A 24598-nucleotide genomic window follows, 5' to 3' on the forward strand; every position below is an offset into this window, starting at 1 on the left:
TCGATAGGCCTCGTCGGCAAGCGCTTGGCTGACGCACGTCACCGTCCACCGTTGGCTTGACGTTGTCGATGAGAGTGTGTCAGCTTTCCCGTCAGGAGGGCGCTCGATGTCGACGTCGCTGTCGCATATTCGTGAGATAGAACGAGTCGCCTCCGGGGCCGCGAGCCCACGCGACGAGCCCGTCGTCCAATCCTGGCTTCGCTGCCTCAATGATTACAAGCTGGATCCGACGATCGCGCAGGAAGCCTATATCGTTCCGGGATCGAAGCTGCGCGAGCATCGCGAACAGGCGGAAGAACTGATCCGCATCGGGCGTTCCGGGCTTGAAGGGCTGTTCAACCAAGTCGCCGAACAGAACTATGTGCTGTTGCTGTCCGATGCCCGCGGCGTCACCGTCGATTTCATGGGGGATCCGACCTTCGACAATCAGCTGCGTAAGGCGGGCCTCTATCTCGGCTCGGAGTGGTCTGAGAGCCGGGCGGGCACCTGTGCCGTCGGGGCATGCATCGTCTCCGGCCAGCCGGTCATCATCCATCAGGACGATCATTTCGACGCGAGCCATATCGGTCTGACCTGTACGGCGGCGCCGGTCTTCGACACGCTTGGCGACCTGACCGCCGTGCTCGACATCTCCCAGCTCCGGTCGCCCACTGCCAAGGCAAGCCAGCAGCTGGCGCTGCATCTGGTATCCGCCACTGCGCGGCGGATCGAGCTTGCCAACCTCATGACCCGCACCCGCAACGACTGGGTCCTGCGGCTTGCCCGCTCCCCGGAATTCCTGGATGTCGACCCGGACGCCGCGATCGCCCTCGACGGCAGCGGTCACATCACCGGCATGACCCATGGTGGCTTTGGCGCCCTCGCCCGCTCGATGAACATCCGCGGCCTCCAGACACGCAATTTCCTCGGCCTTCCGCTCTCGGAGGTGTTCGATATCGACGTGGACGATTTGCCCAACTTCATGCGCGGTCGTCCGAACGGCGAACGCTTGCTGAGAGCCAAGAGCGGCCTAGTCCTATTCGCCAGCGCCATCGCGCCCGTCGTCAGCCTGCGCACGCCCGCCGCGCCCGAAGCGCGCCTCCCCCGAGCCCTGCGCGATCTCAGCCAGGGCGACGCGACAATGGAACGGGTGCAGACCCGCGCGGCGAAATTGGCCACACGCCGCATCCCAATTCTCATTCAAGGGGAGACGGGCAGCGGCAAGGAGTATCTTGCTCGCGCGATCCATGACAGCTGCGGCGACAATGGCAATTTCGTCGCCGTAAATTGCGCAGCCATTCCCGAACATCTCATCGAATCCGAGCTGTTCGGCTACGCACCCGGTGCCTTCACGGGCGCCAGCCAGAAAGGTAAGCGCGGCCTGATCGAGGATGCGGACGGTGGCACCCTGTTCCTCGACGAGATCGGCGACATGCCGTTCACGCTGCAAAGCCGGCTGTTGCGCGTGCTCTCGGAAAATGAGATCCAGCCGATTGGGGCGCTGAAGGCCCGGCCAATCCGCCTGCGCGTCGTCTCCGCCTCCCACCGCGATCTGGCGGAACTGGTTAAGCAGGGCCGTTTCCGGGAAGACCTCTATTACCGCCTGAACGCAGCAACGCTCTCGCTCCCCGCCTTGCGAGAGCGTCAGGATCTTAGCTGGCTGATCGACCAATTACGCGCTCGTGTCGAGAAGGAGAACCACGAGTCCTACCGCATCGACAAGACGGCTCGGGCGGCCTTGCTCGCGCATGAATGGCCCGGAAATCTGCGTGAGCTTTCCAATGTTCTGCGCGTGGCCGCGGCCCTTTCCGAAAATGGTCTCATCGATAGCGAGTGCCTGCCGGAACATCTCTTCTCCGAAGCCATCCACTCGTTGCCCGGCGAGGATGATGCGTTACGCCAGGCACTCAGGGACTGCGGCGACAACGTTTCGGCGCTTGCGAGAAAGCTCGGCGTCAACCGTTCCACGATCCACCGCCGTCTGAAGCGGCTCAACTGACGCAACGCCTGCAACACCTGTTGCACCCGGACTGTTGCATTTTCGGTGACTTTCGCTCCCGTCACGTTTCAAGCCTTTGATATCACAAACAAAATAGACGCAGTTGCGATCTGGCATGCTGCTTGCTGCCTCTCCTGTGCAAGAACAAACAGGAGGAAACCCAATGAAAGCTCTGCGCTTTCACGCCGCCAAGGACCTACGCATTGACGATGTCGACGCTCCGCCTGCCCCTGGCCCCGGTGAGGTACTGGTGGAAAATCGTTTCTGCGGCATCTGCGGGACCGATCTGCACGAATACGCCTATGGCCCGATCTTCATCCCGAAGGAACCGCATCCCTTCACGGGTGCTCATGGACCGCAGATCCTCGGCCATGAATTCGGCGGCGTCGTGAAGGCGATCGGCGAAGGGGTTAGCCATGTGAAGCCGGGCGACAGGGTCTCCGTCCAGCCGCTGATCATGCCGCGCCGCGGAGACTATTATGCCGATCGTGGTCTGTTTCACCTGAGCGCCAACCTGGCACTGGCCGGCCTATCCTGGCACTCCGGCGGAATGGCGGAAGCGGCGCTGCTCAACGACTACAATGTCCAGCCCATTCCCGATGCGCTATCCGACGAAGAAGCCGCGCTGATAGAGCCGACCGCAGTCGCCGTATATGCGTGCGATCGCGGCAGCGTCACCGCCGGCAACAGCGTGCTGGTCACGGGCGCAGGACCGATCGGCATTCTCGTTGCCATGGCAGCGCGGGCGGCCGGCGCGTCGAAGATTTTTCTCTCCGATCTCAACGAGACGCGGCTTTCACTGGCGAAGGAAGCACTCCGCGAGGTCCGCACCATCAATCCCAAGATCGAAAAGGTCAGCGATGTTGTCCAGGCCGAAACCGAGGGCGGCGTTGGCTGCGATGTCGCCATCGAATGCGTCGGCAACGAACATGCGCTCAAGAACTGCGCGAGCGCGGTGCGCAAGCAGGGCGTCGTCGTGCAGACCGGCCTTCATCCAGGCGAGAATCCGCTGAACTGGTTCGACGTGACCTTCAAGGACATCGATATCCGCGGTTCCTGGGCCTATCCGACCCACTACTGGCCGCGCGTGGCGCGCCTGATCGCGAGCGGCCAAATACCGGCTCGCCGCATCGTCACCAAACATGTCTCACTGAGCGAAGCTGTTTCGGCAGGGTTCGACCAGTTGCTCGATCCCGCCGGTACGCACCTGAAAATACTGATCGACCTCAAGCGTTAGGCCGGTCCCCATTGCGGGACGGTTGAGGAGCCGTTCCGTTTGTCATCACAGAGCAGGAGGATAAAAGATGCTCGAGAAGACCCCCACCACCCGCGTTCAGGCACAGCTTGATGCCCTTGGCGCTGCACTCGAAACCGGCCGTATCGACGATGCGGTCAACCTCTTTGCAGAGGAATGCTACTGGCGCGACCTCGTCGCCTTCACCTGGAACCTCAAGACCGTCGAAGGCCGGGACGAGGTGCGCGACATGCTTCAGGCACAGCTTGCCTCGGCAAAACCCTCCAACTGGCGCGTCGCCGCCGGCGAAGAAGCAACCGAGGCGGATGGCGTGCTTGAAAGCTGGATCTCGTTCGAGACGGCAACCGGACGCGGCTACGGCCTCGTGCGCATCAAGAACGGCCTGATCTGGACGCTGCTGACGGCACTGGCCGAACTCAAGGGCCACGAGGAGAAATCCGGCTTTACCCGGCCGCTTGGCGCCAAGCACGGCCAGAATGTCGGCGCAAAAACCTGGAAGGAGGAGCGCGAGCACGAGGAGCGCACGCTCGGCTATGAGACGCAACCCTATGTCGTGATCATCGGCGGCGGACAGGGCGGCATTGCGCTCGGGGCCCGGCTTCGCCAACTTGGCGTGCCCACCATCATCCTCGAAAAGAACGACCGGCCAGGCGACAGCTGGCGCAAGCGCTACAAGTCGCTCTGCCTGCATGACCCCGTCTGGTACGACCACCTGCCCTACATCGATTTCCCGAAGAACTGGCCGGTCTTCGCACCGAAGGACAAGATTGGCGACTGGCTGGAATTCTATACCAAGGTGATGGAGCTGAACTACTGGACACGCTCCACCGCCAAATCGGCAAAATGGGACGAAGCCGCGAAGGAATGGACCATCGTCGTTGACCGCGACGGTGAGGAAGTGGTGTTGCGGCCAAAGCAGCTCGTCTTTGCGACCGGCATGTCTGGCAAGGCCAACATTCCGAATTTCAACGGCCGTGAGCGCTTTGTTGGTGACCAGCATCATTCCTCGCAGCACCCGGGGCCGGATGGCTACAAGGGCAAGAAGGTCGTTGTGATCGGCTCAAACAATTCGGCCCACGACATCTGTGCCGCGCTGTACGAGGCGGGCGTCGACGTCACAATGATCCAGCGCTCGACGACCCATATCGTCAAATCCGACACGCTGATGGATATCGGCCTCGGTGGGCTTTATTCGGAACAGGCGCTGGCCAACGGCGTAACGACGGGCAAGGCGGATCTCATCTTTGCGTCGCTTCCCTACCGGATCATGCACGAGTTCCAGATCCCGCTTTACGACAAGATGCGCGAGCGCGACGCCGATTTCTACGCGGCGCTGGAAAAGGCGGGCTTCCAACTCGATTGGGGCGCGGATGGCTCAGGTCTCTTCATGAAGTACCTGCGCCGCGGGTCCGGATACTACATCGATATCGGCGCGTCGCAGCTGATCATCGACGGCAAGGTGAAGCTTGCCGCAGGACAGGTGGAAGAGATCACCGAAACCTCGATAAAACTGGCTGACGGCAAGGAGATCCCGGCCGACGTCATCGTCTATGCGACGGGCTACGGCTCGATGAATGGCTGGGTCGCCGATCTCATCGACCAGGAGACAGCCGACAGGGTCGGCAAGGTCTGGGGACTTGGCTCCGATACGCCGAAGGACCCCGGCCCCTGGGAGGGCGAGCAGCGCAACATGTGGAAGCCCACGCAACAGGATGCCCTGTGGTTCCATGGTGGTAACTTGCACCAATCGCGCCATTATTCGCAGTACCTGTCACTGCAACTGAAGGCACGATTGGAGGGTATTCAGACGCCGGTTTACGGTCTGCAAAGCGTCCATCACAAGCGCTGAACCATTTAAGAGGCAGAGGGAGCTTGAGCGCCCTCTGCCTGTCGGTCGTGTCCGCGTGCAGGCACCCCAGTGCGGCTGTGTGCCATGCGGACATAGCCAGGAGATTGACGCTGAGCCCGCACTTAATCCTCGTCCGAGACTTGCCAGACCTTCCGGTCCGAACCTTAGAGACATCACCTAGCGGAACCCTGGCCATCGGGTTAGGGCGCGTCTGCCGAGACAATCAAGACTGACAGGAACCAGTAGCAGCGAGGAGCGTTAATGCAACGGATCCTTCATGTCGTCTTCAGGTTGGGTCCAACGCGAGCCCCACACGCTTCGGGCCCCTAAAGTCGCCTTCGGGGCCATTGTACCGGGTGTGGCCGGTTGCACCCTTGTCTTAAGCCAGGAGCTCCCATGCGCATCGCCTTCCTTGTCAACGCGATCGAAACCGAAAGGCCATCCTATACGACAACATCCTTGGCGCTTGCTGCGCTTGCTCGTGGCCATGAGGTCCTCTACATCACGCCGGGTGATTTCATACTTGGGCCCGACGACGCATTGATGATCCGGGCGGCACATCTTGGCGACGCACGCCCCAAGAAGTCCGAAACACTGCTACGCGCTTTGATCGCGCCCGAACAGCAAAGAGCCCTTGTCAATGTTGAGGAGGTGGACGTTCTGTTCTTACGGAACGATCCGTCGCTGGATGCCGATACTCGCCCCTGGGCCGCGCATGCGGGTGCAAATTTTGGTCGGCTTGCCGCAGAAAGAGGCACGATCGTCGTCAACGACCCATGTGGTCTGGCCTTGGCGCAAGACAAGCTTTACTTCCAGGATTTCCCGGCCATCGTTCGTCCGACCACTTTGATTTCCAAGGACATCGAGGAGATCAGGGCGTTTATCGACGATCATTCAGACGGCGTAATCATCAAACCGCTACAGGGATCTGGCGGCAAGAACGTTTTTCGGGTCGGAAGCAGCACCGAATCCAACCTCAATCAAATCATCGATGCGGTGGGTGAGGTCGGCTATCTCATTGCGCAATGTTACCTTCCGAAGGCGTCGGAAGGAGATACCAGATTGTTTCTCATGAACGGGCGACCTTTGCAGCGCGGCGACGTCTACGCTGCGTTCAGGCGCGTTCCCGCGAAGGGAGACGTGCGCTCCAATATTCACGCGCGTGGGACGCCAAAACGGGCGCATGTGACGAAGGAAATGCTGGCGATCGCCGAGACCTTACGCCCGAAGCTTGTCGAAGATGGCATGTTCCTGGTCGGCCTCGACATCGTCGGCGACAAGCTGCTTGAGATAAACGTGTTCACGCCCGGTGGTCTCCAGACCATTCGTGAACTCTACGACGTCGACTTCTGCGAGGACATCCTCGAGTCGCTGGAGAACAAAATTGCGACCAGGAAGACGTATCAAGGAGCGTTGAACAACCGGATCTTGTCGACCCACTAGGACTTTGCCGAAGAACTCTGGGCACAAGGTCGCTAGCAAATTGGTGCTTTAAAAAAGATCTTTCCAAGGATTCGGAACCGATGGCGCTGTCCTCGGTTTCTCCTGCATACGCGATAGGAGAAGAAGGCGATGGCCAAAGACGACGATCTAAAAGCCGGCTTTACCGGCACACCCGAAGAACCTCTCACTGGCGTTCGCAAAGCTGCGCAGACAGCCACCGAAGCAGTGAAGAGAGAGACGAGCGCTGTCGCGACTGCTGCAGCAGATCATCCTCACACCGCGACCACTCTCGGATTGCTGATCGGCGCTCTCGCCTTTACCATCGGCTACGTCGTGGGACGGTCATCGGTCGATACCGGGCGGGGATACTGGCGATAGATCCGCCAGCCGGCGAAGCTGATGTTCGCCGGCGCCTCTCAAATCACGATAACTCCCTCGTTACCATGAATTTAGGCGGCGCTAATATCTATTGACTACAGCGTTCACTATGCAAGGCTGAAAGCTCTTGATTGTGTCGTGATGCTGTAGGGTTTCTTCATGTTCTTGGTCCGCACCGATCTCGATGTCGCCATCACACGATGGCGCGAGATCATCTTGACTTCCTTGCCGTGGGACCAACTTGGCGGCTACGTTGCGTTGCGCAAGCATGATTTGACAATCGAACTTCACAACCTCGATGAGGATAGCGATCTGCTCGTCTTTGCCACCGATGGCGAAGTTCTGGCCAGCCGGTTCCGTTCAGCTTATCCCTTTGTGGTGACATACGGGAGGAATCCCGGCTACCCGCTGGAATACCTGGTCTGGCTTTCATTCCACATGCAAGCGAACTTCGATCGGTTGGGTGTCCTGGAGATGAGCGCGACTTACGAGGACGAAGAGGGCGACATCGAAAGCATGTCTGCCATGGCGATGGGCTTCTCGCGTCAGGCCGACCTTGACGACTTTATAGCGCGGTTCGACGGCAAGGACCTGAGCCAGGATTTGTTGTTCGGCTATGATGCTTATCTATTGGAGGTGGGAGAGAAGATCGGCTAAGGCATCCTTCCCCAAGGAATATCTCGCTGCCGCCCCTCGGCTGAAGCTCACCTCGCTGAACCAGCGCCGGCCACTCGATTTTCTAGCGTGCCTGACGGTGAGCGTTCGCCGGCGTCGGTTCCAGGGACTTCTGCTCGGCCGATCCGCCAGTCTCCTCCCATCCAAACACACTGCGACCGCCCCATTCGGGCGAGTGGCGAAACTCTCCGGCAACAATTTCCTTGAGGTCCGGGCCGGTGGCGTATCTTTCAAGCTGCCGTGCCTGGTCGTCAAGACGCTTCAGCGCCTCCAGTTCCTCGCCAAGTCCGAGCCGCGCTTTCGTCACGGCCGATCGCATGACGGCGATCGTGTGGTCGTACACCTTGAGGGGCACGGGAAACGGATGGCGGTCCTTGCCACCGTGCGCAAGCGAAAACCGCGCCGGATCGGCGAAACGGCAAGGCGCGCCATGAACGACTTCAGCCACCATCGCGAGCGCGTTGACCGTACGCGCACCGACGCCCGGAACCATCAAAAGCTGCTCGAAATCTTCCGGCCCGCGATCGGCAGCCGCAGAAAGTGTCGCATGCAGCCGTCGCATGTTGACGTTTTCATCCCGTACGTCGTGATGTGCCGGCATCACGAGATGTGGGAGCAACGGCTGATCGGCCTCCTTCGGTTTACCCTTTGGATCCAGAGCGACGACTTCCCGGACAATTCGGTCAGGCCCAAGCGATGCCAAAAGCTCAAGCTGCCCGTGGCGTGATGCGGCAGCCCGTCTGTCTGCGAGATTGACGATTTCCCCCTGACCTTTTCCCTCGATCGCGGCATGGGGAGAGTCGACGAAGCTGGAAACGCCCTCCGACAACCAATGATAGCGCCGGGCCTGGCGTTTATCGCCGTTCATGCCTTGCTGTACCACCACCCATTTGCCATCGTCAGCGACGATGAAACCGTGCAGGTAGAGGTCGAAGCCGTCCTGGACCGCGGCACTATCGACCTTTGCAACAAGCCGGCTGGTGGCCGCAAGGCCGGCACCATCGATGCCGACGCGGTTGCCGATGGCGATCAGTTCGTCTGGCGTCTGCCGCGAATGTCGTCCGCGACCGCCGCAGACGCTTATCCCGAGATCCCGCGAACGAGGAGCGAGACCGCGCTTGAGAGCGCCGATGACGCTGGTGGTGATGCCGGATGAGTGCCAATCCATGCCCATGACGCAGCCGAAGGACTGGAACCAGAAAGGATGGGCCAGACGGCGCAGAAACTCGTCACGGCCGTATTCGATGACGATGGCTTCGGCGATGATCGTCCCGAGCTTCGTCATGCGATCGCCGAGCCACGGGGGAACCCTGCCGCCATGAAGAGGGAGATCTGCACTTCCAGCTCGCTGAACCATTCGTGTCTTATAGGCCGCTTACAGGCATTGTGACAGGGGAAAGTTCTTCAAACGTTCCTACCGCCGGGAACAAGTCGCAACCCTTGCTGTTTTGTGGTTGGAATGTTGCGAGGCGCCGTTGCGTCACGATGAGATGGGCCAATCCCTGCGGAGGCCTTCCAATGCAAAACCGTTTCCCGTGTGCGGCAGTCGTCATCCTCCTAACCGCAGCTTTACTGGCGGGTTGCGCCAACGTCTCAGCCAGGCAGACAGCGAGCAACACCGGCAAGGTTGGATACGGTTCGGATCCGGTTCTGCCAAAACCACGCCCAACCGTGATCCCGACGGTCAACATCGCCGATGCGACCGGGTGGCGGGGCGGAGAACATCCACTCGCTGCCAAAGGATTGAAGGTCAACGCCTTTGCGACGAATTTTGACCATCCGCGCTGGCTGCGCGTCCTTCCCGACGGTGACGTTCTGGTGGCCGAAAGCAATGCTCCGGCCAAACACGACGAGGGCTTCAGCCTGAAGAAGGTCTTCATGAGCGCGGCCATGAAGCGCGCTGGCGCCGCCACACCAAGCGCAAACAGGATCACGCTGCTTCGCGACACCGATGGCGACGGGGTGGCCGACCTGCGGACCACGTTCTCCGAAGGTCTCAACTCGCCTTTCGGCATGACGCTGTCGCGGGGCAAGCTCTATGTCGCCAACACCGACGCTCTCGTCGCCTTCCCCTATTCGAACGGACAGACCCGGATCACGGCGCCGCCGCAAAAGATCGCGGATCTACCGGCCGGCGATCTCAATCACCATTGGACCAAGGATGTGATCGCAAGCCCGGACGGCAGCAAGCTCTACGTTACGGTCGGCTCCAACAGCAATGTTGCCGAAAACGGCATGGCCGTCGAACGGCACCGTGCAGCCGTGCTCGAGATCGACAAGGCAAGCGGCCACATGCGCCCCTTCGCCTCGGGCCTGCGCAATCCCAACGGGCTCTCCTGGAACCCTCAGAATGGAAAGCTGTGGGTCGCGGTCAACGAACGCGACGAACTCGGTGACGATCTCGTCCCGGACTACATGACATCCGTGCGCGATGGCGCCTTCTATGGCTGGCCCTACAGCTACTTCGGCCAGAACGTCGACACCCGCGTCAGGCCGCAGCGTCCTGACCTCGTCGCAAGGGCCATCAAGCCCGACTACGCGCTGGGCGCCCACACGGCATCATTGGGACTGGTATTCTCGAGGGGCTCGTCGCTCGGCCCCACCTATTCGAACGGCGCATTCGTTGGACAGCATGGCTCCTGGAACCGAAGCGTACCCAGCGGATACAAGGTCATCTTCGTCCCGTTTTTGAATGGCAAGCCCAGCGGCCGGCCAAAAGATGTCCTCACCGGGTTCGTCGGCAAAGGCGGCAGCGCCATGGGGCGCCCGGTCGGCGTGGCAATCGATAAGATGGGTAGTTTGCTGGTTGCCGACGATGTCGGCAATGTCGTGTGGCGTGTCAGCAGAAAATGAACTTTTGCCTGTTTCAAAAGCGATCAATGTGCATTTGGTCGTCCCGCGTCGGCAATCGCCCGATGAGAACGGGATGCCGCGCGCCGGCGCTCTTGAGTTCGGGCCTGTTTCCTGGAAACCCGCAGTTCCTCCAGATCTGGAAGCCACCAGCCGCTTCGATGATCGGGACCGGTGCGTGCCGGCCATACAGAGATCAATTCCGGTAGTGTTGCGGGCCGCCAGGAGGCCCAGACAAACTCCATGAGGCTATTGTTCATGAACGGATACGAGCAGGAGAAAGTTCGAGGGACAATCTCCTGTGAAATCCCGATGAATATTATGACGCCGTAAGTTTCAGTGGAGACGGCACGCCCGAGCTGCGGTGGAAAAGCCGTAGGAACAGGGTATCGTCGTCTTCTTCGTTCGACGCTGCGACTTCTCGCTTCCAGTTCCTCGGCGGACCCCCGCGACGCAAGTCGACGTTGCTTTCGTGCATCCGGTTCATTGCGGCGGGCGGCCGCTTCGATCACAGGCCACCGTTTCCGCAATTCCTCGTAGGAGCGGAACGGAACATGCCACGTCCTGGAATTGTCATCCCAATGCGCCCACGGCACCTGTCGCAATTCCTCAACGATGGTGCGGGAGAAAGGTGTCCGCAGGCAAAGGTCATCGCCTGCCACCAGATACGGACTGCCGATGGGATCGAAGTCGTAAGCATCCCTGCCCTTTGATTCACCGAACGGATCTCGTTCCGACAATTGGCCGTCCATCCATCTGGTAAACCGGCGGTCGGCAGTCTTGCCCGGAATAAACCAATTGCGCCTATCATCGCTCCATCTGGCCCGGGGAAAAGCCCGTCGAAACTCTCCCAGCATGGTTCGGTCGTAGGGAAACGAAATATACGCACCGGGGCGATTTGATGGCTCACCCGACATTGCTTCGCGAACCCCTCCTCGTTCCGACACATTCTCCAGTCTCACTCAACGAATAGGCTTGGCCCGCTGTTCCCCGATTGCGCAAAAAAACGAGCGCCGAACGGCTTTTTTCGATGCTGTAACCCGAGGCGCGAAGTCCACATCGCGCCCAATGGCGGACATCGAACCGCGTTCGGATGAGGTGGGCCGAAGCAAATCCAGGTGAGAGGATGAGCGGACTACGCCGCAAAGGCGTGCACGCCCGCGCGGACTGTCTCCGGGTCGCAGTTTTCGACGCCGTACAGAATGTCGAGAAGCGGAAAGGTCATTCGATAAAAACCCATACGATCCCTTGCCGCCGTGTCTGGGGAAAAGTGCGCGAGCACCAGGTCGACGAACGGGTCACCAAGCCCTGCCGCGAGGCTCGCAAAATCGTAAGATGGGTCGCCGGGGCCGCAGCCGGAGAAATCGATGACGCCTGAAAGTCTGCCGCGATCGACGAGAATGTTTCCGGTCCCACAATCCCCGTGAATAAGGCACTGCGGCAGCGCGTCGCAGGTCGCTAAAAAGTCGGAAAAGCGCTTCCGCAGACCGGTGACGACATCAGGCGAAAGCAGAGGAAAGGCCACTGCTTCGCATTGCGCCAAAAGGCCATTCCACTCGCATGAAGACGCCTCGGCAGGCTCGGCCTCCACGCTGTCGATGGGGAGCGAATGCAGAGCCTTTAGAAAGGCGGCAAGATCCGCGGCCAAAACCCTCTGTGCGCCTATCCTCAGGCCGGTCAGGTCCGAAAGCGGTTCGCCCAAGATCTTGGCGTGCAGCGAGACGAATTGGCCGTCGATGCGGCGCACTTCAAGATCAGGTACCGGCACCGGGAGAAGCGGCCGCACCGCGCGAAGCGCCGCGGCTTCTCTCACCAGGTTGCGTTCAGCGCCGCAATGACGCGGCAATCGAAGGATCCTGCCGTCAAGCTCGTAGGCCACCGAGTTCTGCCCCGAGCCGATCAGGACAGCCGGAGGCTCGGATGGCAAGCCAAGTTCCGCAACGATCCTCTGAAGGGGCATCGCATCGGTACCGCCACGAGTGGCGTCGACTTCCCTCTCAACGGCGGCGGTCGCGATTGGCTCTAGGGATAGATCCTTCACTGCGTTCGTCCTTTGCAATCCCACCCGGCAGGCCCTGGCCGCACGTCTGAATTCTGTAGCCGATATCCTTCGCGATGACGGCCCGGATAAGACCGACACCGAGACGAAATCCATGGCCGACGGGCTGGCTGAAACACTACGCCCGCTAAAGGGAGGTGTTGGGCTCGTGCTCCTGGCACCTGCGCAACCGCCCCCTCACAAAGTATCGAGGCCCAATCTTCGGCCGGCTTCGATTGGGGCCATGCGTGACGGCAAGCGAAACGCGCAAGGGTTGGAACCCCATTCGTTCCCTTACCCTCGACCATATCTCATTGGTTGTATCGTTAGCAATTTATCGCAAGCAATGCGAACGCATGGCAGCGATATCCAATTGCGAAACGGACGAAAAAACTGCACCGCCAGTTCAAAGCCCTTCCGCAGCCGTTCTTGATTTGAGACCGATGGTCACGATCGCCACAAGCGCGGCCACCGCGTTGGCGCCTCCGCTGATCGCAATGGCCGGGAAGTAACTGTGGCTGGCGTCGTAGATAAAGCCGGCGAGGCTCGGGCCGATCAGCGTGCCGATTGCGACGCTCGTGTAAAGAAGCCCGATGATCCCGCCCACATTGCGGCGGCCGAAATGATCGGCAACCACGGCCGGCAGCACCGCGACCCAGCCACCGTAGAACAATCCGAACAACAGAGCGAAGGCAACAAGGGCCAAAAGCCCGGTCGCAGAGACCCAAACCGCAAGCGACACGGCGATGCCCGCGTACATTGCCGCCAGGAAAGTGTCGCGACCCAAACGATCGGCAAGCCCCCCAAGGCAGAAGCGCCCCGCAGTGCTCCCAACGCCGATCGCGCTCAGGAGGAGGACGGCGACCGTCGGAGCGATCTGGTGATCGACTGCAAACGGGACGAGATGAACAAAGGGAACGAACACGCCGACCGCACTCAACAGGCATGCGACATACATGCCGACAAATTGCCGAGTCCGTATCGCATCCTTGACCGAAACGCCCTCCTTTGCCGCCGAATTCACGACGCCCGGTTCGACGAAGACTCCGTCCGGCCGAAGACCACGTCGCCCCGGATCGTTTTCGAGCAGCAATGCGGCGCCTATGCCGAAGGCCGCGGCCGCTCCACCGAGCACCAGATAGGCCTCTCTCCAGCCCAAAGCGGCGATCAACCAAGTCGCCAGCGGCGGCATGACAAGCGTGCCCAAGCCGATACCGCTGACCGCAAGACCCGATGCCAGGCCACGTCGCGCGACGAACCAGCGCTGAACGGCCCCAAGGGCCGGCACATAGGCACATCCCACGCCCAGACCTATTCCGAGCCCATAGGCGGCATAGACCTCGGCGATGGTGCGCGCCTGGCCCGCCAAGGCAAGGCCGAAGCCGACAAGCACCATGCCGACAAGGCAAAGCGATCTTGCTCCGAACCGATCCGCAAGGGGACCGGAAATCACGCCCAGGGCGAAGTACAAAAACCCTGCCAAAGAAAAAACAAGCGAAACGGAGCCACGCGATGCCCCGAGATCCTGCTGCAATACCTCGATGAAGGCGCTGAAGGTATAGGCGCTACCAAAACCTACGAATGTCAGCGTAAACGTCGCGGCGACGACGACCCATCCGTAGAAGATGCCTTGGCGCTGGCGGTGAGCGTTCATGATCGTTCGTCTCCGTCACCCTTTTCCCGGGTGTCTCTGGTGCCAAGCCGTATGCCCCTGGAATGCCGCGCCGGCGCGCACAAGGGTCAGTTCCTGGAACTGACCAGCCAGCAATTGAAGGCCGATCGGCATCTCGTTCTTTGCGACACCTGCAGGGAAAGTCAGTGCCGGATGGCCGCTCATATCGAGGGGGCATGTATAGCGCTGCAGCCTAGCGATCAGATCCGGCTGCTCACCAAGTGTCGCGATGGCAGCGAGTGTCAGGGGAGCGAACGGCTGAACCGGGGTCAAAATCAGGTCGACGGATGCAAACAAGGCTTCGACGTCACGGCGGAAAATCGCGCGTCGCAGAAGGATCTGCTGATACTCCGCCTCCGAGACGGCTTTGCCCTTTTCAATGACGCCGGCAAGGATAGGCCCGTACAAGTCTTTGTTCGCAGCAAAGTCTCGCGCGTGAACGGCTGCCGCCTCCACGGCGCAGTTCGGCACCCAATCGGCAACGGCCTGGCTCACGTCCGGGAACCTGATCTCGACCATGTGCGCGCCAAGATCGGAAAAAACGTCCGAGGCAGCGGCGAGTGCGGCCTGTGTCTGAGGCTCCACGTCCTCGCTGTTCCACCGTAGATCAAAGCCTATCCGCAGACCGCCGACCCCGCTTCGCGAAGCGGAAGCGAAATCCGGCACCGGTTGCGCTGCCGCCGTCGGGTCCTTCGGATCACTTCCCGCGATGGCGGCAAGAATGATCCCCGCATCCATGGCGTTTCGCGCAATCGTACCGATGTGGTCAAGGGAGGGAGCGAGATCGAAAACGCCGTGCCGGCTGACCCGCCCCCATGTCGGTTTGAGGCCCGTGACACCATTTGCGGCCGCCGGCCAGCGGATCGAGCCGCCGGTGTCGGACGCGATCGCACCGAAACAAAGGCCCGCTGCCGCCGCGACAGCTGAGCCGCTCGAGGAAATCCCGGTCCAGTAGTCCGCGTTCCATGGATTGACAGACGGGGTTATTGCCGGATGGTAGTCCGAATACGCTCCCTCGGTCATTTGCGTCTTGCCGATAATGATCGCGCCTGCTTGCCTGAGGCGTCTGACGACAGTGGCGTCTTCGTCCGGAACAAAACTGCCATGGACGAGTGTGCCAGCCCTGGTTGGCACGCCTTCGATCCAGCACAGGTCTTTGACGGCGATCGGAACGCCGTGCAGCGGGCCGCGATGGCGTCCAGCGGCGATTTCCTCATCCGCCACCTTCGCCTGTTCCAGCGCGCTTGCGTCCATCACCTGCGCATAGGCGTGGAGGTCCGGTTCCAGTCGCGCGATGCGCCGAAGCTGCGCCTCGGTGATCGCCAGCGAGGAAATGCTCCCTCTTTTGATTCTGTCTCCGATCTCCGTGAGGCTGAGCAAAGTGAAATCATCCGAAACTATCGTCATTCAATTTTTCCCGACTGCGGTGAGCGACATGCATTAGAAAATCTATCTATCTTCAATCGCGCCTCCTGTTCCTTGTGAGGAGCGAGACAAGCACAGTTTAATGTGATAAAGCACGCCATACTCGGCCGACAAACCAGATTTAATCATCCTTATAACTTAGAAAATCTAAATCATGAGCCGCCACCTTCCCCCGCTCAATGCCCTGAAGGCTTTCGAGGCCGCCGCCCGCCATCTCTCGGTCAAGATGGCGGCCGACGAGCTTTGCGTCACTCCGGGCGCTGTCAGCCAGATGTTGAAATCGCTCGAGACGCATCTTGGGGTGAAGCTGTTCGAACGAGTGACACGCGGCATCTATTTGACCGATGCGGGCCGGGACTACCTGCCAGCGGTCCGCAATGCCTTTCGCCAGATTGCCGAAGCCTCGCGACGCGTCATGGCCTCCAACGACAGCGGCATGCTGACAGTCAGCGTCACGCCATTCTTCGCATCGGCATGGCTCTTGCCGCGCATGCATTCCTTCCAGGAGATCAGCCCTGAAATCGATCTCCAAATCGTCGCAAGCAGCACCCTTGCCGATTTCTCTCGCGGCAGCGTCGATGTCGCGGTGCGTCATGGTGCCGGCCGTTATCCGGGCTTGCGCAGCGACCGCGTCGTAACCGTCGAGATGGTCGCCGTGGCAGCCCCTGATCTCGTCGATCGCCTCGGCGTCCCTCGATGCGCGGACGATCTCATCCGCTGGCCGCATGTCCATGATGCCGACCGCAAGGGATGGAGCCTTTGGTTCCAGGCAAATGGCGTGGAAGAGTTCCGTTCTCCCCGCGGTCCGTCGTTTGACGATAGCAGCCTTATTTTGAAGGCGATCCTGTCCGGCCATGGCGCAGGGTTGCTGCCCGCTGCAATGATTGCAGCGGAACTCGCCAGCGGTGAGTTGGTGAAGCTCCTGGACGCGGCTTTGATAGACGAGTTTGCCTATTACCTGGTGTGTCCCGAGCACGTCCAGGACAATCCAAAGATTGCGACCTTCCGGGATTGGATACTCAATGCGGAGAAGACGCAGCTGGCCAAAACGTCCACGGCTCAGAACAGCCTCCATCCTGGCTGATGCGCTGCGGATCCCGACCGTGACAGACTCAGCATCCTGATCGATGGCGATGTCTCTGAGCCTCGAAGGACGAGGCATCGGAATAACGCCCGAAGTGCTCGAGCGCGAGATTACAGCACTCGCCGGAATTCTTGCCAGGCGCCCGAACTGGCGCGCTCATTGCCGGTTTCAGCGCGAGAGATCGCGAGCTGGTCGTAGGTGATCGTCAAAGGACAACAGGGAAGCGGAGGAGGATAATCAGGCGATCTTGAAGCGTTGGACCTTGGTCAGGCAGATCGGCGAAGATCCATTTCGTAGCGGGTAGCCCGCACCTGGTGCGGGCTACCCATTTGTCTCTTTCACACTGGTTGCGTCCGAGCCGGTTATTGCGGTGTCGGAGCGGTGTCTTTGAGTTTTGCCTGAACCTTCTTGGCGACTGCCGGATCACTCTGTGCAGCTGTAAGGATTGCCGAATACTCTTCGATCGAAATGGTCGGTGAGGCTTGTACTGCCTCGACCATTTTCTTGCTGGCTTCGGACTCCAGTTCCTTCTTCGCCGTTGCGTCCGACGTTGCTTCTATCTTGGCGGAATATTCCTGCCTGACCTTGTCGACCTGAAGATAGGCAACCGCGAAGGCCTCGATTTTCTGGTCGCTGATCGCAGCGTCCGGGCCCTTGCTGCCAGCCTGGCCCTGCGTCGGCTGGGTCGTTTCGGCCTGAGCGATCTCAAGGGCGGATGCGGGACTGACGATCATGAAGCTAAAGACTGCCGCCGCGAGCGACGCGACGGTTTTGTAACCGGTGATCATATTCATTCCTCTCTGATGCGCATGACGTGATCAGGAGCGATACTGACTTTCAATCGCCCCTGAGGTCGGCCGGATACCGAATGCGCCGCGACGATGGAACGCTGGAATGGGCTCGATGCGGCCGTATCGGGGCCATTTGCTGACCATTCCACGGCAGCTTTACGGCTCACCCGACAGGTCCGGTCCTACCAAAAACGGCATTCGCTCCGGTCCTGGGCCGACTACTTCTTCCCTCCCATCACGCCGCACGATCCAGAGTGACGTCGAGCGGGCGCGTCAGATTGAACGCATCATGGCCGGCGCCGGAAACGATGTCGCGATGGGAGAATTGGCGCTTTCTTGCGCTTGCTCTGACGGCCGCGATCAGATCGCGATCGAAAGCATCACCGGCGAGTGCCACGTCAGACGCCCCTGAAGATCGAACGCGCCATGGCAACGCCGCCGATATCGAGGCCGCCTGCGATATCGCGGCCACGCGGCTTCGACAGGGTGTCTGTTCGCGCATGCCGCTCCGGCGGCGGACAGACGTCCTCATCCGTTTTTCCGAGCTGATCGCCAAGAGCCGTGACATCTTGGCGGTGCTCGATACGATGGAGATGGGCAAACCGATCGCCGAAATGTGTGCGAAACCGGGACCGCGCCGGTCGCCAAAGTGTTTATCGAGTGGGTGGTCAACGAGGCGCAGGCGACGGTTGAATTCGCCTGAAAGCTGACTGCGGCACCGGCATCAGTCGCCGCCCGACGCTGCCTGATCCATGCGCATCTGGCGCAGCATGTTCCGCCCGGCGATCAGCATCTCGAACAGGAAGGCCAACAGCGACCCGATGAGCGAGGCGATCGCGCCGCCGAAAAACCAGAAAAGGTTCTCCTCGCGAAACCCGAAGGCAAGCGCGCCGGCGAGCAGATTGAGAATGGCGCAGCCCGTGCAGATCGCCGCGAAAGTCCCCAGCGCAACGGCGATCTCCAGCGCCAGCGTCCGCCGGCGCAGATAGTCAAGCTGCATCCGCCGCGCGTCGTTCTGCTCGTATTTCTCCCCGATCTCGTTGACGCGATCGGACACCCTGCCAAGCCGGGAGGCATAGACACTGACGAAGCCGGCAGTGCCGGCGAGAAGAAAGACGGGCGCCAGCGAGGTTTGGACGATCGAAGCGAGATCGATGACCGTCGACGGCGTCTGCATGCTTGCCTTCATTTTGCGTCGCTCGCTTCCGGCGAGACCGGGAGGAGCACTCTAGTCAGTTTTGACGGATATAGTAGAGATACAAACACCAAGATATGGCGCAGATAGAAGCGCTTCATACCCTTATCAAGGGAATACGGGAGCGACCCAGCCCGACGTTCACACGCCCAACAGCAACGTCCGCACCAGGGGATGCTTGGCGTCGGCAAGGCCGTCGACGACGTTGAAGTGGTGCCGGTCCGGCTCCGCGACAGCAGCCGTCGTTGCACCCAATCCGGTCCAGATATTGGCAAGAAGCGCGTTCTGACGCAGGAATTCCGCACGCTCGCCGCCTCCGACCCAGCAGGTGATGCGGGCGTCTGGCATCGGCCGCAGCAGTGCCGGGCTCTGTGAAAGTGCCTCGGCCTCGTCGATCGCGAGCTTCTCGTTCATGGCAGTCGACATGATCGGGCGCAGGTCATGCACGCCGGAGATCGAGACGACGTTGCGGATCCGGCCCTGGACATCAGGCGGAAGCGGCGCGGTCGTCGTGATCATTCGGCTGACGAGGTGGCCGCCGGCCGAATGGCCGGTCAGCATCAACGGACCCTCGACGCGTTTCGATGCCTCGCTGATAGCGGCGGCGACCTCTTCGACGATCCCGGCAATGCGAATCTTTGGGCAGAGCGTGTAGGACGGCATCGCGACGGCATAGCCGCGCTCCACTGCTCCGGCCGCCAGGTGCGACCAGAAGCTCTTGTCGAGCTGTAGCCAGTACCCGCCGTGGACGAAGACCACCAGGCCCTTGGGCGAACCGTCGGGAAGAAAGAGATCCATGCGGTTCCTCGGCCGATCGCCATAGGCAAGGTCGAGTTTGGCGCGTCCGGCGCTCAAGAGGGCGTTGCGGAACGCCTCGGCCGGTTTGACCCAGGCTTCCGGCCAGCGATCGCCGCGCGCGATGTTCGAGCCGTTCGCATAGGCGTCGTCCCAGTCGGAAATGCGGTGTTCCAGCATCGATTTCATCCTCCCTTTGATGTCTCCTCACAGATAGCAATCGCCTGCCCCAACGGGAAAGGCAATGCCGGCAATCGAAAAAACTTTAGGCTTGAAATAATTTTGGACTGGTGCGATGCTGCCCCATGTTCAGCCGAGAAGTGGAGGTCTCGCTGTGCCAATCGCCATAACTGGAGTCGCGTCGGCGACGGCCCGTGTCACTTTGAATAGTGCCGCGACGCTTGCCGCTTGTCCGCAGACCAGGGCTTTGAACCACCGCAAGACTTTCCGCCGGCTTTGAACAATGCCTGGGCAACAGGCACGAACGAAATTAGGGAACAGCCGCCACATGCTTGGACCGACTTCGCACGTCGATACGTTCACCCGCGACCATCTTCCGCCACACGAAGAATGGCCGGAGTTTCTTCTCGAAGGTTTTGACTACCCGGATCACCTCAACGCCGCCGTCGAATTGACGGACGCCATGGTTGCCAAGGGTTTCGGCGATCATACCGCGTTGATCGGCAATGGCCGCCGCCGGACTTACAAGGAACTGTCCGACTGGACCAACCGTCTCGCCCACGCGCTGGTTGAGAATTACGGTGTGAAGCCCGGGCACCGCGTGCTCATCCGCTCCGCCAACAATCCGGCCATGGTTGCCTGCTGGCTGGCAGCCACCAAGGCCGGCGCCGTCGTCGTCAACACCATGCCGATGCTCCGGGCCGGGGAACTCGCCAAGATCGTCGACAAGGCCGAAGTCAGCCTGGCACTTTGCGACACGCGACTGATGGAAGAAATGATCGTCTGCGCCAAGGACAGCCGCTTCCTGAAGCAGGTCGTGAGTTTCGACGGGACCGCGAACCACGACGCCGAACTCGACCGCATTGCGCTCGACAAATCAGTGGTCTTCGAGGCGGTGCATACCGGTCGCGACGATGTGGCGTTGCTCGGTTTCACCTCTGGCACGACGGGGATTCCGAAGGCCACCATGCACTTTCACCGCGATCTCCTGGCGATCGCCGACGGCTATGCCCGCGAAGTGCTCGGGGTCACGCCCGACGATATCTTCGTCGGCTCGCCGCCGCTCGCATTCACCTTTGGCCTTGGCGGCCTTGCGATCTTCCCCTTGCGCTTTGGAGCCGCAGCGACACTGCTCGAGCATGCGACGCCGGCCAACATGGTGGAGATCATCGAGAAGTACAAAGCGACGATCTCGTTTACCGCCCCCACCGCCTATCGGGCAATGATGAAGGCGATGGATAACGGCGCCGATCTTTCATCACTGCGCGTCGCGATCTCGGCGGGCGAGACCCTGCCCGGTCCGGTCTTCGAGGAGTGGACGGCCAAGACCGGCAAGCCGATCCTCGACGGGATCGGCGCGACCGAGATGCTGCATATCTTCATTTCCAACCGCTTCGAGGACCGCAAGCCCGCCTCGACCGGAAAGCCGGTCGGCGGCTACGAAGCGCGGATCGTCAATGACGACATGCAGGAAGTCCCCCGCGGCACGATCGGCAGGCTTGCGGTGCGTGGCCCGACCGGCTGCCGCTACATGGCAGACAGCCGACAGCGCGACTATGTGCGCGATGGCTGGAACCTGACCGGCGACGCCTTCTATCAGGACGAGGACGGCTTCTTCCATTTCGCCGCGCGTTCGGACGACATGATCATCACCGCCGGCTACAACATCGCCGGTCCCGAGGTCGAAGCTGCCCTGATTTCCCACCCGGAGGTCGCAGAATGCGCCGTCGTCGGTGCGCCCGATCAGGAACGCGGCCAGATTGTCGAAGCCTATGTCGTTCTGATATCTGGCGTGTCGGCAGACGACGCAACGATCAAGCGTCTGCAGGATCATGTGAAGGCGACGATCGCGCCTTACAAATATCCGCGATCGGTAAAGTTCCTGGACAACCTGCCGAAAACAGCCACGGGCAAGATCCAGCGGTTCCGATTGCGGTCGGAGAACTGAAAACATGAGCAAATCATACGACCCTTCGAAAGAAGGCGCCCAGATGTCGTTCGAGGGACGCATGTCCTATAGCGACTACCTGATGCTGGAAAAGGTACTGGATGCGCAGGAGCCGCTTTCCAAAGCCCATGACGAGATGCTGTTCATCATCCAGCATCAGACGTCCGAGCTCTGGATGAAGCTCGCGCTGCACGAGATCAATGCGGCGGTCCGCTCGATCCGCGACGACCGGCTGGAGCCCGCATTCAAGATGCTGACGCGCGTCGCCCGCATCTTCGAGCAGCTGAACAGCGCCTGGGATGTGCTGCGAACGATGACCCCCAGCGAATACACCACGTTCCGTGAATCGCTCGGCCAATCCTCCGGCTTCCAGTCCTGGCAGTACCGGGCGATCGAGTTCCTCGCCGGCAACCGCAATGTCGCGATGCTCGGGCCGCATGCGCACCGCCCCGACATCATGGAAAAGCTGGAAGCGATCCTGGCAGCGCCGTCGCTCTACGACGAGGCGATCCGGCTTCTTTCGCGCAACGGTTTCGATGTCGGCGCGGAAGCGGACAAGAGCGATTGGCGCGAGACGCGCACGGAAAGCGAAAAGGTCTTCGCCGCCTGGCAGATCGTCTACCGCGATCCCGAGCGCTATTGGATGCTCTACGAGCTCGCCGAGAAACTGGTCGATTTCGAGGACTACTTCCGTCGCTGGCGCTTCAACCACGTCACGACCGTCGAGCGCATCATCGGCATGAAACGCGGAACCGGGGGCACATCCGGCGCGTCCTATCTGAAAAAGATGCTCGAAGTGGAACTTTTCCCCGAGCTCTGGCACGTGCGCACGGGTCTCTGATAGAACACAACCCAAAAGGGAACCAACAAAGAGGAGAACAGCATGAACCGCATTCTGGCAGCAGGCCTTCTTGGCCTTTCACTTGCAACGTCAAGCCTTGCCCATGCCGAGCCGGTGAAGATCGGCGTCATCACCACGCTGTCGGGCGGCGGCGCCGGCCTCGGCATCGATATGCGCGACGCCTTCACGCTGGCGATCAAGCAGTCGGGCAACAAGGACGTCGAGCTGGTGATCGAGGACGATGCCCAGAAGCCGGAACTTGCGGTGCAGATCGCCGAGAAGATGATCCAGGGCGACAAGGTCGACCTGATGACGGGCATCATCTGGTCGAACCTTGCGATGGCCGTCGTGCCGAACACGGTGGCACAGGACGTGATCTATCTGTCGCCGAACGCCGGTCCCTCGGCACTTGCCGGTGCGAACTGCAATGCGAACTATTTCAACGTCGCCTACCAGAACGACAATTTCCATGAGGCGATGGGGCAATACGCCAACAAGGACTATAAGAACGCCTTCATCCTCGCCCCCAACTACCCCGCCGGCAAGGACGCGCTGACCGGCTTCAAGCGCTATTACAAGGGCGCGCTTGCCGGCGAGATCTACACGCAGGTCGGGCAGACGGACTACGCTGCCGAAATCGCCCAGATCCGCGCCTCGGGTGCCGACACCGTCTACTTCTTCCTGCCCGGCGGCATGGGCATCGCCTTCATGAAGCAATATGCCCAGTCGGGTGTGAACATCCCCGTCATGGGCCCGGGCTTCTCCTTTAGCCAGGACGTCCTGCCGGCGATCGGCGACGCGGCGCTTGGCGTCAAGAACTCGGCGACCTGGTCGAAGGACCTCGACAACGAGGCCAACAAGAAGTTCGTCGAAGCCTTCAAGGCCGAGTACAAGCGCCTGCCCTCGATCTACGCGGCGCAGAGCTGGGATACCGCAAACCTGATCCTCGCCGCGCTGTCCAAGGCAAGCGTCAAAGACAAGGACGCCTTCCGCGCAGCACTTAAGGCAGCAGACTTCCAGTCGGTGCGCGGCAAATTCGTCTTCAACAACAACAACCACCCGATTCAGAACATCTACGTCCGCGAGGTGGTGAAGGAAGCCGACGGCGTGCTCACCAACAAGATTATCGCCACCGCCTTCGAAGACCACAAGGACGCCTACGCCGAGAAGTGCAGCATGTAGTGCCCTGCACCTGTCGTTGCCCGGGTGCGCGGCCTTGATGCCGCCATCCGGTCGATGATCCATGTCCTCCTGACATCAAGCTTGGACCGGTCTCTTGTTCACCGCACTTCTGATCGAACAACTGCTCAACGGGCTCCAGCTCGGTGTGATGCTGTTTCTGATGGCCGCCGGCCTGACCCTGATTTTCGGGGTCATGGGCCTCATCAACCTGGCGCACGGCTCACTGTATATGATCGGCGCGTTTGCCTGCGCCACGGTCGCAGCCGCCACCGGCTCCTTCTGGATCGGCCTCATCGCCAGCCTTGCAGCTGCAGCTGGTGTCGGCGCGATCATCGAGGTCGCCGTCATCCGCAGGCTCTACGACCGCGATCATCTCGATCAGGTCCTTGCGACCTTCGCCCTGATCCTGATCCTGTCGGAAGGCGCCCGCTGGCTCTTCGGCTCCTTCCCGCTCTATCTCGACATTCCCCCCTTGCTCCAGGGTGCCGTACCGCTGCCGGGCGGCGGCCAGTACCAGCTCTACCGCCTGGCGATCATCGGCGTCGGCATTGCCGTTGCGATCGGCCTCTATCTGTTGATCTCCAGAACCCGGCTCGGCATGCGCATCCGGGCGGGCGAGTCCGATCGAGAGATGATCGGAGCGCTCGGTGTCGACATCGGCACGCTCTATACGGTCGTCTTCGCACTCGGTGCAGCGCTTGCCGGGCTTGCCGGCGCGTTGGTGGGCGCATTGCAATCGGTGCAGGTCGGCATGGGCGAACCGGTCCTCATCCTCGCCTTCGTCGTCATCGTCATTGGCGGTATCGGCTCGATCAAGGGGGCACTGGTCGGCGCTGTCATCGTCGGTGTCGTCGACACGATGGGCCGTTTCCTGCTCCCATCGCTTCTGGCACTCACCATGCCCGCATCGCAGGCGACCACGATCGGGGCGGCGCTCGCCTCGATGCTGATCTACGTCGTCATGGCCCTTATCCTCGCCTTCAGGCCGAGTGGCCTGTTTTCGGCACAGTCATGAGGCC

22 protein-coding genes are annotated in these 24598 nt (G+C 60.8%); 13 read left to right on the forward strand and 9 right to left on the reverse strand.

The window, feature by feature from the left end; translation table 11 throughout:
• Window positions 1-106 precede the first annotated feature (106 nt).
• The 6 genes from ASD01_RS08995 (at window position 107) to ASD01_RS09015 (ending at window position 7560) form a co-directional block, all read left to right on the forward strand.
• Window positions 107-1978, forward strand: coding sequence for a sigma-54-dependent Fis family transcriptional regulator (locus tag ASD01_RS08995; RefSeq protein ID WP_060643840.1), 1872 nt, complete (start codon window positions 107-109; stop codon window positions 1976-1978).
• Between the two features lie 163 nt (window positions 1979-2141).
• Entirely contained in the window at window positions 2142-3215 is a 1074-nt protein-coding gene (locus ASD01_RS09000) for a 2,3-butanediol dehydrogenase (RefSeq protein ID WP_029742884.1), read from the forward strand.
• 67 nt (window positions 3216-3282) lie between these two features.
• Complete coding sequence (locus ASD01_RS09005) at window positions 3283-5082, forward strand: NAD(P)/FAD-dependent oxidoreductase (protein ID WP_034796504.1); 1800 nt, start codon at window positions 3283-3285, stop codon at window positions 5080-5082.
• Window positions 5083-5478: 396 nt separating this feature from the next.
• The gene (locus ASD01_RS09010) at window positions 5479-6525 is read left to right on the forward strand and encodes a glutathione synthetase (protein ID WP_029742886.1); all 1047 of its coding nucleotides are present in this window, start codon (window positions 5479-5481) and stop codon (window positions 6523-6525) included.
• 129 nt (window positions 6526-6654) lie between these two features.
• Window positions 6655-6903, forward strand: a complete 249-nt coding sequence (locus tag ASD01_RS34560) for a hypothetical protein (protein ID WP_082584597.1) — start codon at window positions 6655-6657, stop codon at window positions 6901-6903.
• Between the two features lie 159 nt (window positions 6904-7062).
• Window positions 7063-7560 carry a hypothetical protein gene (locus tag ASD01_RS09015; RefSeq protein ID WP_034796517.1) on the forward strand — a complete coding sequence of 166 codons (498 nt, stop codon included), beginning with the start codon at window positions 7063-7065 and terminating at the stop codon, window positions 7558-7560.
• An 82-nt stretch (window positions 7561-7642) separates the two neighbouring features.
• Here ASD01_RS09015 and ASD01_RS09020 read toward each other — a convergent pair whose 3' ends face one another.
• A complete protein-coding gene (locus ASD01_RS09020) occupies window positions 7643-8935 on the reverse strand; it encodes a DUF763 domain-containing protein (protein ID WP_060643841.1) in 1293 nt (430 codons plus the stop codon).
• A gap of 161 nt (window positions 8936-9096) precedes the next feature.
• On the opposite strand from ASD01_RS09020, the gene ASD01_RS09025 reads away from it, so the two are divergent.
• Window positions 9097-10431, forward strand: coding sequence for a PQQ-dependent sugar dehydrogenase (locus ASD01_RS09025; RefSeq protein WP_060643842.1), 1335 nt, complete (start codon window positions 9097-9099; stop codon window positions 10429-10431).
• A gap of 23 nt (window positions 10432-10454) precedes the next feature.
• Here ASD01_RS09025 and ASD01_RS34565 read toward each other — a convergent pair whose 3' ends face one another.
• The 4 genes from ASD01_RS34565 to ASD01_RS09045 all read right to left on the reverse strand — a co-directional run bounded on the left by ASD01_RS34565 (window position 10455) and on the right by ASD01_RS09045 (window position 15545).
• On the reverse strand, window positions 10455-11285 hold the full coding sequence (locus ASD01_RS34565; RefSeq protein ID WP_244495216.1) for a hypothetical protein: 831 nt from the start codon (window positions 11283-11285) through the stop codon (window positions 10455-10457).
• Window positions 11286-11563: 278 nt separating this feature from the next.
• A complete protein-coding gene (locus ASD01_RS34570) occupies window positions 11564-12583 on the reverse strand; it encodes a phosphotransferase family protein (protein WP_082584599.1) in 1020 nt (339 codons plus the stop codon).
• Between the two features lie 289 nt (window positions 12584-12872).
• Entirely contained in the window at window positions 12873-14120 is a 1248-nt protein-coding gene (locus ASD01_RS09040; RefSeq protein WP_060643845.1) for an MFS transporter, read from the reverse strand.
• Window positions 14121-14135: 15 nt separating this feature from the next.
• A complete protein-coding gene (locus ASD01_RS09045; protein ID WP_060643846.1) occupies window positions 14136-15545 on the reverse strand; it encodes an amidase in 1410 nt (469 codons plus the stop codon).
• Window positions 15546-15717: 172 nt separating this feature from the next.
• Between ASD01_RS09045 and gcvA the strand changes: the two genes are divergently transcribed.
• Window positions 15718-16647, forward strand: coding sequence for a transcriptional regulator GcvA (gcvA, locus tag ASD01_RS09050; RefSeq protein WP_060643847.1), 930 nt, complete (start codon window positions 15718-15720; stop codon window positions 16645-16647).
• A 362-nt stretch (window positions 16648-17009) separates the two neighbouring features.
• Here the strand turns inward: gcvA and ASD01_RS09055 are convergent, their stop codons facing one another.
• Both ASD01_RS09055 and ASD01_RS36595 read right to left on the reverse strand, forming a co-directional pair.
• A complete protein-coding gene (locus ASD01_RS09055; RefSeq protein WP_156623633.1) occupies window positions 17010-17435 on the reverse strand; it encodes a DUF4168 domain-containing protein in 426 nt (141 codons plus the stop codon).
• 238 nt (window positions 17436-17673) lie between these two features.
• Window positions 17674-17835: a hypothetical protein gene (locus ASD01_RS36595; RefSeq protein ID WP_234824486.1), complete on the reverse strand. Its 162-nt coding sequence runs from the start codon at window positions 17833-17835 to the stop codon at window positions 17674-17676.
• Here ASD01_RS36595 and ASD01_RS37540 point away from each other — a divergent pair.
• Window positions 17798-18148, forward strand: a complete 351-nt coding sequence (locus tag ASD01_RS37540) for an aldehyde dehydrogenase family protein (protein WP_458574491.1) — start codon at window positions 17798-17800, stop codon at window positions 18146-18148. The two genes, ASD01_RS36595 and ASD01_RS37540, sit on opposite strands and share 38 nt — an antisense overlap.
• Before the next feature lie 14 nt (window positions 18149-18162).
• On the opposite strand, the gene ASD01_RS09060 is transcribed toward ASD01_RS37540, so the two are convergent.
• A complete protein-coding gene (locus tag ASD01_RS09060) occupies window positions 18163-18615 on the reverse strand; it encodes a DUF2721 domain-containing protein (RefSeq protein WP_060643889.1) in 453 nt (150 codons plus the stop codon).
• A gap of 159 nt (window positions 18616-18774) precedes the next feature.
• A complete protein-coding gene (locus tag ASD01_RS09065) occupies window positions 18775-19608 on the reverse strand; it encodes an alpha/beta hydrolase (protein WP_060643890.1) in 834 nt (277 codons plus the stop codon).
• 328 nt (window positions 19609-19936) lie between these two features.
• Between ASD01_RS09065 and ASD01_RS09070 the strand changes: the two genes are divergently transcribed.
• From ASD01_RS09070 to ASD01_RS09085, 4 genes are all read left to right on the forward strand, one after another.
• Entirely contained in the window at window positions 19937-21556 is a 1620-nt protein-coding gene (locus tag ASD01_RS09070; RefSeq protein ID WP_060643849.1) for a benzoate-CoA ligase family protein, read from the forward strand.
• Window positions 21557-21560: 4 nt separating this feature from the next.
• On the forward strand, window positions 21561-22397 hold the full coding sequence (gene kynA, locus ASD01_RS09075; RefSeq protein ID WP_060518000.1) for a tryptophan 2,3-dioxygenase: 837 nt from the start codon (window positions 21561-21563) through the stop codon (window positions 22395-22397).
• Window positions 22398-22439: 42 nt separating this feature from the next.
• Window positions 22440-23579 (forward strand): ABC transporter substrate-binding protein, encoded by a 1140-nt coding sequence (locus ASD01_RS09080; RefSeq protein WP_060518003.1) that lies wholly within the window; start codon window positions 22440-22442, stop codon window positions 23577-23579.
• A gap of 94 nt (window positions 23580-23673) precedes the next feature.
• Window positions 23674-24594: a branched-chain amino acid ABC transporter permease gene (locus tag ASD01_RS09085; protein ID WP_034796285.1), complete on the forward strand. Its 921-nt coding sequence runs from the start codon at window positions 23674-23676 to the stop codon at window positions 24592-24594.
• Window positions 24595-24598 lie beyond the last annotated feature (4 nt).

Origin of the sequence: Ensifer sp. Root423 (assembly GCF_001426275.1) — a bacterium.
Taxonomy (GTDB): Bacteria; Pseudomonadota; Alphaproteobacteria; order Rhizobiales; family Rhizobiaceae; genus Ensifer; species Ensifer adhaerens.